The organism is Alteromonas sp. (assembly GCF_984505615.1).
Window position 1 is genome coordinate 56,693 of record NZ_CFHOXV010000019.1, and the last position, 13,605, is coordinate 70,297.

Consider the following 13,605-nt stretch of genomic DNA (forward strand, 5'->3'; position numbering starts at 1 on the left):
CAAACCGGTAAGCAGGATCTTACCGGTTTGTTGATATGAATTAAGATTTTGACGCCTGATAGATCGACTCAATGGCAGCATCCAGCGTACTGTCGAACTCTTCCTGCGACTGCTGAGCGCTTACACCCTCGGTTAATGCTCGGGAGAACGAGGCGATGATACCCGGGTTTTCTGCCAGTTTTGCATTCGCTTCATCACGTGTATAACCCCCTGACAATGCCACTACTTTAATCACTTTAGGGTGATCAACCAGTTCTTTATAGAAATTGTTCTGTGTTGGCAAGGTAAGTTTCAGCATCACCTCCTGGCCTTCATTCAGCAGATTAAGCTGCGTCATAATTTCCAGTTTAAGCAATGCTTCTGCTTCCGCCTTCTCCGGGCTGTTGATATCGACTTCAGGCTCGATGATAGGCACCAGACCTGCAGCCAGGATTTGCTTACCCACCTCAAACTGTTGCGCAACGATGGCTTTAATTCCTTCATGATTAGCCAGTTTGACCACTGAACGCATCTTGGTACCGAATACGTCCTGCGCCACAGCTTTAGCAAGCAGGGTATCCAGGGTAGGAATAGGCTTCATCAGCTGAACACCGTTTGCCTCATCCTCAAGTCCCTTGTCTACCTTGAGGAAAGGAACCACACGCTTTTTCTCCCACAGGAATTTTGCCGAAGGCATGCCTTCGATTTCCCGGTCGAGGGTATTTTCAAACAGAATAGCACCCAGAACGCGTTCACCACTGAACACATCACTGGTAATAATGCGGGTTCGCATGGCATGTACCATGTCGAACATTTCTTCGTCTGTGCTGTAAGCAGACGGATCGATGCCATAAAGTTTCAGAGCTTTAGGTGTACTGCCTCCGCTTTGATCGAGGGCTGCAATGAAACCTTTTTGGACTTTAATTTTATCCAGCATAGCCTGCTGCGCTTGTGATGCCATGAGCAACACTCCTTTTTATGTGCCGCGTGTAAAGACGGCTGTAGGGTTTATAATAATGCCGGCAAACGTCACTGTTCGCCGGACAAGTTGAGTAACGAATTTCGTTACACGAGCGCTGTTTTTATTATTGGTTTTTTTCTTCTAAAACAGCGACCGCTGGCAGGGTTTTACCTTCCAGGAACTCAAGGAAAGCACCACCGCCGGTAGAGATGTAAGATATCTTATCTGCGATATCATACTTATCTACTGCCGCTAACGTGTCACCGCCACCTGCAATAGAGAATGCGTCACTGTCTGCAATAGCCTGTGCTAACGCTTTTGTGCCTGCGGCGAATTGATCGAATTCAAATACGCCCACAGGACCGTTCCAGACAATTGTGCCCGCATTTTTCAAAATTGTTTCTAACGCCGCCGACGAATCAGGACCGATATCGAACACCATGTCGTCGTCGCCGATTTGATCCACCGCCTTTAATGTGGCCGGCGTGGTTTCAGAGAACTCAGTACCGGTGACCACATCAGTAGGTACCGGAATATCACCGCCGTTTGCCTGCGCCTGTGCAATGAGCTCTTTCGCTTCATCAACCAGGTCCATTTCAACCAGTGATTTGCCCACATTGTGGCCCTGAGCTGCAATGAACGTATTGGCGATACCACCACCAACAATAAGCTGGTCCACTTTCTCTGCCAGCGTTTTCAGCACGGTAAGTTTGGTAGAAACCTTTGAACCACCCACAATAGCAACCATCGGACGCTTAGGATTATCTAATGCTTTACCCAGTGCATCCAGTTCAGCTGCAAGCAGCGGGCCAGCACATGCTTTTGGCGCAAATTTTGCGACACCATGTGTCGACGCCTGAGCACGGTGAGCTGTACCGAAGGCATCCATGACAAAGATGTCGCACAGCGCAGCGTATTGTTTTGACAGGGTTTCGTCGTCTTTCTTTTCGCCTTTATTAAAACGAACGTTTTCCAGAATAACCAGTTCGCCCGGCTTCACGTCAACACCGTTCAGATAGTCTTTAACCAGCGACACTGACACGTCCAGTGCACCATTTAAGTAATCCACGACTGGTTGCAGTGAATATTCTTCTTCGTATTTGCCTTCTTCAGGACGACCCAGGTGAGACATCACCATTACCGCTGCGCCGGCTTCCAGAGCAGCTTTGATTGTAGGGATAGATGCTTTGATACGCGCATCTGACATAACTTTACCGTCTTTTACCGGTACGTTGAGATCCTGACGGATCAACACGCGCTGACCGTTCAGCGCCAAATCCTGCATGCTTGGAATTGCCATAGTTTTCCCTTAAAAACTGAAGTTAATTTCCTCAACACCCCGACTGGTACATGGCCAGCGTGGTATCAATCATTCGATTTGCAAAACCCCATTCATTGTCACACCACACCAGCGTTTTCACCAGCTGACGGTGACTTACACGGGTTTGCGTTCCGTCAACAATGCATGAATGAGGATCGTGATTAAAATCTACTGAGACTAACGGCGCTTCCGAATAACCCAATATACCGGAAAGTCGCCCTTCGCGCGCTTTTTTCAGTGCGTTGTTCACATCAGTGATGTTCACTTCTGTGTCCAGCGTGACACTTAAATCCATGGCCGTCACATTGACTGTGGGTACCCGCACCGCAATGGCTTCAAACTTACCTGCAAACTTTGGCAGAATACGTTCGATGCCGGCGGCTAACCGGGTGTCGACAGGAATGATAGACTGACTCGCAGCTCTGGCACGACGGAGATCTTTGTTATAAGCATCAATCACCTGCTGATCATGCATTGACGCATGTATGGTAGTGATTGTGCCGCTTAATACGCCGAAAGCATTATCCAGCGCCTGGATGACAGGAACAATACAGTTCGTGGTGCACGAGCCGTTAGATACCAGTTTGTGTTCAGGTAACAACGATTCTTCGTTGGTGCCAAAAATGATGGTGTTGTCTAAATCGGTGCTGCCGGGCTGTGAAAAGAGCACTTTGCCGGCACCGGCATCAAGATGGGCCTGACCGGCCTGCCGGTCAGAAAATACACCGGTACATTCGAGCACAATATCCACCCCCAGAGTGTCCCAGGGGAGGTTGTGAATATCTGGTTCAGCCAACAGGCGGATACTGTCACCCGCCACCATTAACTGTTCGTCTTGTAGCGCCACATCAAACCCGAACCGACCATGCGTGGTGTCGTATTTGAGCAGATGGGCTATGCCTTGAGGTTCTGCCAGGTCGTTAATCGCAACTACTTTAATCAATTGATTGCGCCCTGTTTCATACAGGGCGCGCAGTACGTTACGACCAATGCGGCCAAACCCATTTATGGCTACACGGACCATAAAAAACCGCCTGTTGTCGAACTATTATAAAGACAACGCTGCCTCAACAACGGCATCTGTTGTAATGCCGAAGTGTTTGAACAGTTCTCCTGCCGGACCGGATTCACCAAAGGTGTCCATGCCCACAATTGCGCCGCCGAAACCTGTGTATTTATACCAGGAATCTTTCGCTAATGCTTCAACTGCAACACGCTTAGTAACACTTGAAGGCAGAACAGCTTCACGATATTCAGCATCCTGACGGTCAAACGCATCAGTACAAGGCATAGAAACCACACGGGCTTTAACACCCTTCTCAGCCAGTTGCTCGCTGGCAGCGACAGCCAGTTGCACTTCAGAGCCGGTGCCGATCAGCAGTACATCCGGTGTACCTTCAGTATCCTTAAGGATATAACCACCTTTAGCGATGTCAGCAACCTGCTCAGCAGAGCGTGCTTGCTGCGGTAAACCCTGACGGGTAAAAATTAAGGTGGTAGGACCTTCGGTGCGTAAAATTGCTTCTTTCCAGGCAACCGCAGACTCAACCTGGTCACAAGGCCGCCAGTTGTCAAGGTTAGGCGTAGAGCGTAATGCCACCAGTTGCTCAACCGGCTGGTGCGTAGGACCATCTTCACCCAGACCAATAGAATCGTGGGTATAGACAAAGATAGACGGCGCTTTCATCAGCGCGGCCATTCGCACTGCGTTGCGTGCATATTCCATAAACATCAGGAAGGTCGCGCCGTACGCTTTAAAGCCGCCGTGCAGGGTAATGCCGTTCATCATTGCCGACATACCGAACTCACGTACACCGTAATAGATGTAGTTACCGGATGCGTCTTTCTCATCAACACCTTTTGAGCCTGACCAGATTGTCAGGTTAGAACCGGCAAGGTCAGCAGAACCGCCCAGCAATTCCGGCAGTAACGGACCATATGCATTCAGTGCATTCTGCGATGCTTTACGGGTTGCCGGGGCATCAGGATTAGCTTGCAGTTTTGCAATGTAAGCATCCGCTTTTTCAACGAAGTCAGCCGGAACATCACCGTTTACGCGGCGGCTGAATTCTGCTGCCAGTTCAGGGAACGCTTTTTCATAGGCTGCAAACGCTTCGTTCCAGCTCGCTTCTGCCGCACTGCCCTTTTCTTTACCATCCCACTCAGCGTAAATATCCTGTGGTACTTCGAAGGCACCGTGGGTCCAGCCAAGTTCTTTGCGGGTTAATGCAATTTCGTCATCACCCAGCGGGGCGCCGTGACAATCTTCTTTGCCCTGCTTGTTAGGGGAACCAAAACCGATAATGGTTTTGCAGCAGATAAGTGTAGGCTGTGTGGTATTCGCGCGGGCTTCATCAACCGCTTTACGGATTTGATCAGGGTTGTGACCATCAACACCGGCAATGACATGCCAGCCGTATGATTCGAAACGCTTCACAGTATCGTCGGTGAACCATCCTTCCACTTCGCCGTCGATAGAGATGCCGTTGTCATCGTAGAACGCCACCAGCTTGCCAAGACCTAAAGTGCCGGCTAATGAGCAAACTTCATGAGAAATACCTTCCATCAGACAGCCGTCACCCAGGAACGTGTAGGTGTAATGGTCGACGATATCGTGGCCGTCCTGATTAAACTGTGCAGCCAGCACTTTCTCTGCCAGCGCCATACCTACGGCGTTGCTGATCCCTTGTCCCAGCGGGCCGGTGGTGGTTTCAACACCCGGCGCATAGCCATATTCAGGGTGACCAGGGGTTTTAGAATGTAACTGACGGAAATTTTTCAGCTCTTCTAACGGCAGATCGTAACCCGTAAGATGCAGCAATGAATAAAGCAGCATAGAGCCGTGACCGTTTGAAAGCACAAAACGGTCGCGGTTCGCCCAGTTAGGATTAGACGGGTTATGAGAAAGATAATCGCACCACAAAACCTGCGCGATATCCGCCATACCCATAGGGGCGCCCGGGTGGCCTGATTTGGCTTGCTGAACTGCATCCATGCTTAGTGCGCGGATAGCGTTGGCAAGTTCACGACGAGTTGGCATGCTAACTCCTTTAATAATTTGCTTAAAACTTTGACACTGACAACCCGGACATTAATCCGGAAACGGATAGGAATTCCTGCTGCCGACTATGAATTTTCAAACTGGCGACTATTCTTACCTAAGCGCATAACCAGTTCAATGTGTTTTATACCGGGTGCACTTATCGAATTTAGTTAACTTATAACAATTATTCGGATAGTCGTTGCGCAAAACAGGTTCTCTGCTGACAGAAATCGTTTTTCGTCTTACTCACGTAATAACGAACCGGACTGTCAACGAAACGTAACAAATAGACTTTTAGACGTCCAGAAGTAAAGATGGTATTTTTACACGAACCCGGTACAATGCTGTTCATCGTCCGGGACGACAGAATATACCCGGGGGCGAACGAATATACCCAACCAGCCAGTCACTTAAGCTTATGATAGTGATGTATTGGTTAACCCAGAAATAACGGAGGATTTATGGCCGCACATTTATTCACATCGGAATCAGTCTCAGAAGGACATCCGGATAAAATTGCCGACCAGATTTCAGATGCTGTGCTTGACGCCATATTAGAACAGGATCCCAAAGCACGGGTTGCCTGCGAAACGTATGTAAAAACCGGTATGGTACTGGTAGGTGGTGAGATCACCACATCCGCCTGGGTCGATATTGAAGAATTGACCCGTCAGACGGTAAAAGAAATTGGTTACAACCACTCAGATGTAGGCTTTGATGCTGACTCCTGTGCTGTGCTGAATGCGATTGGTAAGCAATCTCCTGACATTAATCAGGGTGTTGACCGTGCCCGCCCTGAAGAACAGGGTGCCGGTGACCAGGGTCTGATGTTCGGCTATGCCAGTGACGAAACTGACGTATTAATGCCGGCACCGATCACCTACGCACACCGCCTGGTACAAAAGCAGGCTGAAGTCAGAAAATCCGGCCAGCTCGATTTCCTGCGCCCTGATGCGAAAAGTCAGGTGACTTTTATTTATGAGAACGACAAGCCGGTGGGTATTGATGCTGTTGTTCTGTCTACTCAGCACAATGAAAAGGTCACCACAGAGCAACTTCGCGAAGCCGTTATGGAAGAAGTGATTAAGCCTGTATTGCCTTCGGAATGGCTGACCAAAAATACTCAATTCCACATTAACCCGACTGGTCGTTTTGTAATTGGCGGCCCAATGGGTGACTGTGGTCTGACTGGCCGTAAAATTATCGTAGATACCTACGGCGGTATGGCCCGTCACGGTGGTGGTGCATTCTCCGGCAAAGATCCGTCAAAAGTAGACCGCTCGGCGGCATATGCAGGTCGTTATGTGGCGAAGAATATCGTTGCAGCCGGTCTGGCGAAGCGTTGTGAAATTCAGGTGTCTTACGCTATCGGTGTAGCAGAGCCAACATCTATCAGTATTGAAACGTTTGGTACAGGCGTGGTTGATGAGAAAACACTGGTGGCACTGGTACGTGAACACTTTGACTTACGTCCTTACGGCCTGATCAAGATGCTTGATCTGGAACGTCCGATTTACCGTCCGACGGCTGCTTACGGTCACTTCGGCCGTGATGAATTCCCGTGGGAAGCCACTGACAAAGCAGAAGCGCTTAAAGCCTCTGTATAAAAACAAAGATAAAAGGAAAGCGGCATGTGGGAACATGCCGCTTTTTTTATTTAAATTATTTTAAAAATAATTACATTTTCCCACTGGGATAATCATCCAAACCAACTACACTTAAGTATAAATCGCATTGCCTGCCCGATAATCAATCCCTAACTGAGCTGCAGACTCAGGCACACACATAGGAACCATGCCATGAAATGCTTCTGGCTAGTGAGTTGTCTGACTTTATTAAGTACGCTGTGTCATGCAGGCGACAGTGTACTTTCTGCTACGAAAAAAAGTCAGCCGGTATACGTTGCCTCCCCCTATCAGTCTGAAATTTCATTTCGCAGTCAGCGCCTGCCAGCCTGGCGATTTGGGGTGCGCTACAACCGCGAGCTGCCTTATCACGACCAGTGGGTTGACAAGATTAGTACGTATCACTCCGTAGACTCCGTGAGGGTCTCGGCCAGCCGCTCATTGTTAAAAGACTCCAGTCAACGCATTTTCGCAGCTCTGCAAACCAGTAACGATCAACAGGCCGCCTATTCTGACTGGCTTTATCTGCCTTACAATGCAGGCACCGCCGCCAGCGTCGGCTGGCAAATCGGAGAATTAAATTCGGTGAAAATGGCAGTGGAGTACCAGTATAGGGAAGTGAGTGATAAAGACATCAATTCATTGTTGCTCGGCGTGCAGTACTATTTCTGACCCTTACTCAGACAACGGCCTGCGTTACCCCAGCATAAAATCCACAATGCTTTCGCAATGAATTTCCGTGGTGTCCAGTACCGGAATACTGACATCTCCGGACTTTATCAACATACCAATTTCCGTGCAGCCGAGAATGACAGCCTGCGCACCGTCTGCTGCCATTTGCTCAATGATTTGCTGATAAATCTCTTTTGAGGATGCCCGTGTTTCGCCTTTGCACAGTTCATTATAAATAATGTCATGAATGACCTGCCGGCCGGCCATATCCGGTGTCAGGACAGTGATCCCATACCCTTGCAGCCGTTCAGTATAGAATGCTTGCTCCATGGTGAACCGGGTGCCTGTCAGGGCTGCTTTATTTATGCCCCCGCGCTCGCACACACTGGCTGTCGCATCAGCAATATGGAGTAAGGGTATGTTCAGGGCCTTTTCTACTTCAGGAGCGACTTTGTGCATCGTATTAGTCGCAATAGCAACGCCGTCTGCGCCGCCGGCTTCCAGTTGTTTTGCAGCCTGAACCATCGCCCGGGTAAGTGCATCCCAGTTATTTTCATGCTGCCACTGGCTAATCTCTGCGAAATCCACGCTGTTCAGTAATATGCGTGCACTGTGCAGCCCGCCCAGACGTTGTTTCACATAGCTGTTAATCAGGCGGTAATACATTGCCGATGATTCCCAGCTCATGCCACCGATAATACCAATCTGCTTCATTGAAGTTCCCTGTACGTACTATCTTGCCAGTGCCGGCATCGGCATGGATGCTGTAGTCATGAAGGTTTGCTGGATGAGCTCCGCATCTACACTGGCACGATGGCGTTTAACACACTGCTGATTGACCAGAGTCTGCTTCACTTCATGCCAGTGTTGCATCTGGTTTTCAGATAACAGGTATTCCAGCGCTGTCAGCTTAAAGTCCATTTCTATGCCGGCTTCTGCGTAGAGTTTGATCAGCCAGGGATAATCCACCACCCAGCCGTCTGAATAGGCGGTGCTGTTTTGCATGAAGGCATTGAGCTGAATGCACACTTCCCTGCCGTCAATGCCGTATCGGGAAAGCACATCGCGGGTAATACCGTGTAGAGATTCGGCCTCGCTGTTCCAGTGCGTCCAGCGCTGATAGGGCTTTATCAGACGACAAAAGCGCGCACCATCAGAACGCTTCACACCGATTTCGATGGGAAAACTGTCGCTGCCGAACCCGCTGGCTTCGACATCCAAAATGGTAGGAGGATAATGATTTTGCACGCTAATTTTGATTTATTCGTTATACGTTAAAACTAAGTCTCTAACCTGAAAGGTGCAAGTTTTTATTCTGATAAATTCCACCATCCTTTGTCTAATTGCAGAATCGCATGCAAATACTAATATTATCCCGAGCCCTTTTAAAACAACCGTTTTCCTTTACGTTTACGTGACTGAATATGACCAGATTTCTCTTAATCTTTCTGCTTACTCTGACAGGTGCCGGCAGCCTGGCCGTGGCACAGGAAAAAGCGCCGCTGGTACTGGCACTTGATGCCGATCTCAGTGCTGTTGCCGTGGAAGGCGGAACCGCCATACGCCGGGGAATGGAAATTGCCATCGCGGAAGTTAACAACAATGGCGGCGTTCTTGGTCACCAACTCTCACTGGTCACAACGGATCACCGTGGAAACCCGGCCCGCGGCGTGTATAACGTCGAACAACTGGCAAAGCGGCAGGATTTACTGGCTATCTTTGGCGGTGTACATACACCGGTAGCTGTGGCCGAACTGGATGCAGTGCATAAGAACAACCTCTTGTTCCTGAGCCCCTGGGCCGCCGGTACATCACTGGTCGATAATCATTACACGCCAAATAACGTTTTTCGTGTCTCTATCCGTGATGAGCAGGCCGGAGAAGTTCTGATTAAAACAGCCAGAGAACGGGGAGTTAAAGAAATTGCCCTGGTACTTGAGCGTACAGGCTGGGGTCGTTCAAATTTAACATCATTATCTAAAGCGGCTGAACATCAGGGCCTGAAAATCGTGAGCACACAATGGATAAACTGGCGCCAGACAGATTTTACCAATGAGATGTCGGCGATTATCCAGTCTGGTGCCGGGGCTATTATTCTTGTCTCTAATGCGCCTGAAGCAGCTGTTGTCAGCAAAGCTCTGCTCAAACTGGAAGCGGCAGAAATGCCGTTAATTGCTCACTGGGGTCTGGCAGGTGGTGATTTTGTCGCGGAAGTCGGTCTGACAGATCTATCTAAACTCGACTTGTCTGTCATTCAAACTTTCAGCTTTTTATATCAGAACAATAGCCGCTCTGCTTATTTACTGAAAGCGTACCGCCAACGTTATGACGATATTGCTCCACAGGCAATTCCGGCTGTTGTGGGCCTTGCTCATAGCTATGACCTGGTCCATATTTTGACTGCTGCAGTGAAAAAAGCCGGCTCTGTTGAAGCTGATGCTGTTCGTCAGGCCCTTGAGAACTTGCCGGTGTTGCAAGGCGCAGTGAAACAATATGCGCCGGCGTTTACGGAAAATATGCATGACGCATTAATGGCGGAGGATTATTTTATGGCGATGTTTAACGAAGACGGACACCTTATCCCGGTTTCAGATATCCGGTGAGTACCCGCCCCTCGCTGTATACCCAACTGCAGCAAACCATACTCCCACGGCTTTTAGTCGCACTGATTGCTGTCAGCATAATCTTGTGCCTGTGTATTTTTTATGTGGCACAGAAGCAGGTGGCGAATGAACAGCGCACTTATATCTCACACCTCAAGGCAGATCTCACATTTACCCTCGACAGCACGCAGCAGTTAATGGAGGGTATCGCGGCTAACGACCTGCTGATAAACAGTTTTATTGATATTCAGCAGCGGCAGAATTACCTGCCCATCTTTTTTGAGTCTTTGCGCTTTACCCGTGCCCGATCTTTCAGTCTCGGATTGTTTCAGTTTAATGGTGAACCGCTCATCACAAACAACTGGGAAGGTCAGGTGCCGGCATCGATGGCCAATGCGTGGCAGGAAACGGTGCTGAACGAATCGAAACCTTATAATAATATTTCCGGTGACGGTGCAATTATCGCGGTACCGGTATTACTCGCGGATTCAGCAGAAGGTGCGCTGGTACTCCATATTCCGGCTCTGCAGGCATTAATTTATCAACGGGACAGTGATGCAAACCAGTTAATTCTCGACAATGAAGGGAAGATCCTTTATTCAAATAAACCGGCGATGTTCAGACCAGGCAGTCTATTTGACCATGCAGCCTATTCCGGTTGGGAGTCTGAATCAGAGCAATGGCGGGGACTGACTCTTATCAGTCAGGCGCCGGCGCTGGAAGCTTACTCTAATGTACTCTGGTTAATTCCGGCAATTTTGATCACCCTAGCCTTTGCTGTGATCGTAAGTGTTTACGCATCCAGTCACGCTGCAAAACTGAGCGCAGTAACTCTGCGCCAGCTTCACGATGATATTCAGCGCAGTACCAGCCGGAAGAAAGGGGGAACCAGCACCGGCAGTGAAAATGAACCTGCGGAACTTAACGAAATCCGGACAGCGTTTAATCAGTTAATCATTAATTTATCTACTATCTCCCTGTCCAACAGACAATTTTCTAATGTGCTGGATTCACTGGAAGAGATCCTGGTTGTACAGGACGAAACCGGTGAGAACATTCTGGCGAACCGCGCTTATAAGCGATACGCCCTCTATTATGATTTATCAGACAACACGCTCAGAGATATAAAAGCTGACTTATCTGCTGACAAACAGTCTCTTACCGGCCACTACGCCTCTTTAAGTGACAAGAGGCCGGTCACGTTAAGCTGGCGGGTGCTTCCTCTGATAGACGATGAGCGTAAGCAGGTTGGCAGTATTCTGGTGGGCAATGACCTGACTCAGCGGCGGGTGCTGGAAAATCAGATAAACGTAATCAGTCATGCCATGAAATCTGCCACCGTGTCGATACTCATTGTTGATGCTCAGGAAGCAGGCTTCCCAGCCATCTACGTTAATCCTCATTTTAGTCTGATCACCGGCTTTGATGAAGATGAAGTCATGGGACAAACGTTCCTGATGTTAAATCAGATGAAAGCTGAAGCAAGCCAGCTGCATAAAATCAAATATGCCCTCAGACATGGTCATGCCTTTGACGAAATGCTGATTTGTCACAAGAAAGACGGTTCTGTTTTCTACAACCAGTTGATCCTGACACCCGTCTACACTGAGGATAAGTTAACGCATTTCGTGGCTTTCTTTCAGGATGTTACAGACCGGGAGCGAACACGGCAGTACCTTGAAGACGCCCGCTTAAAGGCAGAAGAATCTGCCCGTTTGAAATCCGGCTTCCTTGCCAGCATGAGTCATGAAGTCCGCACCCCGCTGCATGGTGTATCTGGTGCATTGCAACTGGTGAATAAGACGCCGCTGGACAGTACACAGAAACGTTATGTCGATTTGGCAAAAGACAGTCTGAAGAACTTGCAGCACATTGTGGATGATATACTCGATTTCTCAAAAATCGAGGCGGGACAGCTCAATCTGGAAGCCATTCCGTTTAATCTGGAATTACTGATAAAAACCATATACGACCAGTTCTGTATCAGTTGTGGTGAGAAAGGACTGACACTGAAACTGGAAAGTGATCTGAATGGTCAGACTATGGTCACCGGCGATCCGGTAAGATTACGACAGGTACTGGGTAATCTGCTAAGCAATGCAGTGAAATTTACATCAGAAGGTACCATTACTCTGCGTCTTGCTCTGACTGTTGGTGATAAACAGAAATGGACCTTACGGGGAGATGTTGAAGATACCGGTATAGGTATTGCGCCTGAGAATCTGGACAGCATTTTTGAAGTATTCAGCCAGGAAGACGTGTCCACAACCCGTAAATTTGGTGGTACCGGGCTGGGATTATCCATCAGCAGGCAGTTATGTCAGTTGATGGGCGGAGATTTAACCGTCACCAGCGAGAAGGGCCGTGGCAGCTGTTTCAGCTTTGTGATGCTTCAGGGTAATGCTGAAGGTACACAACCGGTACAAAGCCACAACGACTCTCAGGCCCCTGCCCCTCTGCTTCCGGCTAAAGACTTCTGCGCCAAAATTCTCATTGTCGAAGACAATGAAATAAACCAGCTTATTGCCAGAGAACACCTGAGTCAGCATAAAACCATGACAGCCCGCAACGGTAAAGAAGCGCTGGAAGCGTTAAACAGAATGAAGCTGACTTTTGATGTGATCCTGATGGATTGTCACATGCCGGAAATGGACGGATTTGAAACAACCCGGCGTATTCGCGCCGGAGACGCCGGCGAGAAATACCTGAATGTACCGGTGATTGCCCTTACCGCTAATGCCATGAAGGGTGACAGAGAACGGTGTGAAGCGGCCGGGATGGACGATTACATAAGCAAGCCTTTTTCCGCAGAAGACTTGCTGAGTGCTGTTGCTCGTATGTGCTGAAGGTTAGAAGTTTTATCCGCGTTCAGGTCATGAAAACTGCTGTACAGTATTTCAGAAATAACAAAGGCCGGAATTTCCGGCCTTTGCTACATTTTCAAAGCGATTTAAAACGCCGCTTTCACGTTTATAGCCGCAGTTCTCGGTGCACCAATCCAGCCTGCACCGGCGACTACTGTGCCCAGATAGCTCTCGTCAAACAGGTTATTCACCGTTAAGCGTACATCCAGTGATTTAATGCCACTTGCCACGTTGTCCAGCACGACACCTGCGTAGAAATCGCTGACCACATACTCCTCAACTTCTGTCAGATTCGCCTGATCCATAAACCGGGGGCCGACATACTTTGTGCTCAGACCGGCAATGTAATTGCTTTTCGCATAGTCCAGGCTCAGAACAGCCATGTCTTTTGCGGTGCCAAGAACAGTATTGCCTTCAATGTCTTCATAACGGGATTCTGCATATTCAGAATTGTTGTAGGTATACGATGCGTACACGCTCAGGTATTCCGTCGCCTGCCATTGTGCAGATGCTTCAATGCCGTCTGACTCAACACCA

11 protein-coding genes are annotated in these 13,605 nt (G+C 48.9%); 4 read left to right on the forward strand and 7 right to left on the reverse strand.

Annotated features, from left to right (window positions below; genetic code table 11):
• Positions 1-40: 40 nt before the first annotated feature.
• From AC4PME_RS11995 to tkt, 4 genes are all read right to left on the reverse strand, one after another.
• On the reverse strand, positions 41-940 hold the full coding sequence (locus AC4PME_RS11995) for a fructose bisphosphate aldolase (RefSeq protein ID WP_491045189.1): 900 nt from the start codon (positions 938-940) through the stop codon (positions 41-43).
• 124 nt (positions 941-1,064) lie between these two features.
• Positions 1,065-2,240 carry a phosphoglycerate kinase gene (locus tag AC4PME_RS12000; RefSeq protein WP_491045188.1) on the reverse strand — a complete coding sequence of 392 codons (1,176 nt, stop codon included), beginning with the start codon at positions 2,238-2,240 and terminating at the stop codon, positions 1,065-1,067.
• A 31-nt stretch (positions 2,241-2,271) separates the two neighbouring features.
• Positions 2,272-3,285 carry an erythrose-4-phosphate dehydrogenase gene (gene epd / locus AC4PME_RS12005; RefSeq protein ID WP_474844887.1) on the reverse strand — a complete coding sequence of 338 codons (1,014 nt, stop codon included), beginning with the start codon at positions 3,283-3,285 and terminating at the stop codon, positions 2,272-2,274.
• Between the two features lie 24 nt (positions 3,286-3,309).
• Positions 3,310-5,301 carry a transketolase gene (gene tkt, locus AC4PME_RS12010; RefSeq protein WP_119500229.1) on the reverse strand — a complete coding sequence of 664 codons (1,992 nt, stop codon included), beginning with the start codon at positions 5,299-5,301 and terminating at the stop codon, positions 3,310-3,312.
• Between the two features lie 464 nt (positions 5,302-5,765).
• On the opposite strand from tkt, the gene metK reads away from it, so the two are divergent.
• Entirely contained in the window at positions 5,766-6,911 is a 1,146-nt protein-coding gene (gene metK / locus AC4PME_RS12015) for a methionine adenosyltransferase (RefSeq protein WP_119500228.1), read from the forward strand.
• Positions 6,912-7,103: 192 nt separating this feature from the next.
• Positions 7,104-7,601, forward strand: a complete 498-nt coding sequence (locus tag AC4PME_RS12020) for a hypothetical protein (RefSeq protein WP_491045187.1) — start codon at positions 7,104-7,106, stop codon at positions 7,599-7,601.
• 24 nt (positions 7,602-7,625) lie between these two features.
• On the opposite strand, the gene AC4PME_RS12025 is transcribed toward AC4PME_RS12020, so the two are convergent.
• Both AC4PME_RS12025 and AC4PME_RS12030 read right to left on the reverse strand, forming a co-directional pair.
• Complete coding sequence (locus tag AC4PME_RS12025; protein ID WP_491045186.1) at positions 7,626-8,315, reverse strand: aspartate/glutamate racemase family protein; 690 nt, start codon at positions 8,313-8,315, stop codon at positions 7,626-7,628.
• 18 nt (positions 8,316-8,333) lie between these two features.
• Entirely contained in the window at positions 8,334-8,849 is a 516-nt protein-coding gene (locus AC4PME_RS12030) for a 3'-5' exonuclease family protein (protein WP_119500225.1), read from the reverse strand.
• Between the two features lie 176 nt (positions 8,850-9,025).
• Between AC4PME_RS12030 and AC4PME_RS12035 the strand changes: the two genes are divergently transcribed.
• The gene (locus AC4PME_RS12035) at positions 9,026-10,204 is read left to right on the forward strand and encodes an ABC transporter substrate-binding protein (RefSeq protein ID WP_119500224.1); all 1,179 of its coding nucleotides are present in this window, start codon (positions 9,026-9,028) and stop codon (positions 10,202-10,204) included.
• Positions 10,201-13,050, forward strand: coding sequence for an ATP-binding protein (locus tag AC4PME_RS12040; RefSeq protein WP_119500223.1), 2,850 nt, complete (start codon positions 10,201-10,203; stop codon positions 13,048-13,050). Before AC4PME_RS12035 ends, AC4PME_RS12040 begins: the two co-directional genes overlap by 4 nt.
• A gap of 104 nt (positions 13,051-13,154) precedes the next feature.
• Here the strand turns inward: AC4PME_RS12040 and AC4PME_RS12045 are convergent.
• Positions 13,155-13,605, reverse strand: a 451-nt coding sequence (locus AC4PME_RS12045) for a TonB-dependent receptor domain-containing protein (protein ID WP_491529616.1), incomplete at its 5' end; no start/stop codon positions are given.

Bases quoted from the DNA above. Each gene is read 5' to 3' on its own strand.
- tkt (WP_119500229.1), bottom strand. From the start codon at position 5,301: ATGCCAACTCGTCGTGAACTTGCCAACGCTATCCGCGCACTAAGCATG.
- AC4PME_RS12020 (WP_491045187.1), top strand. From the start codon at position 7,104: ATGAAATGCTTCTGGCTAGTGAGTTGTCTGACTTTATTAAGTACGCTG.
- metK (WP_119500228.1), top strand. From the start codon at position 5,766: ATGGCCGCACATTTATTCACATCGGAATCAGTCTCAGAAGGACATCCG.
- AC4PME_RS11995 (WP_491045189.1), bottom strand. From the start codon at position 940: ATGGCATCACAAGCGCAGCAGGCTATGCTGGATAAAATTAAAGTCCAA.
- epd (WP_474844887.1), bottom strand. From the start codon at position 3,285: ATGGTCCGTGTAGCCATAAATGGGTTTGGCCGCATTGGTCGTAACGTA.
- AC4PME_RS12000 (WP_491045188.1), bottom strand. From the start codon at position 2,240: ATGGCAATTCCAAGCATGCAGGATTTGGCGCTGAACGGTCAGCGCGTG.
- AC4PME_RS12025 (WP_491045186.1), bottom strand. From the start codon at position 8,315: ATGAAGCAGATTGGTATTATCGGTGGCATGAGCTGGGAATCATCGGCA.
- AC4PME_RS12035 (WP_119500224.1), top strand. From the start codon at position 9,026: ATGACCAGATTTCTCTTAATCTTTCTGCTTACTCTGACAGGTGCCGGC.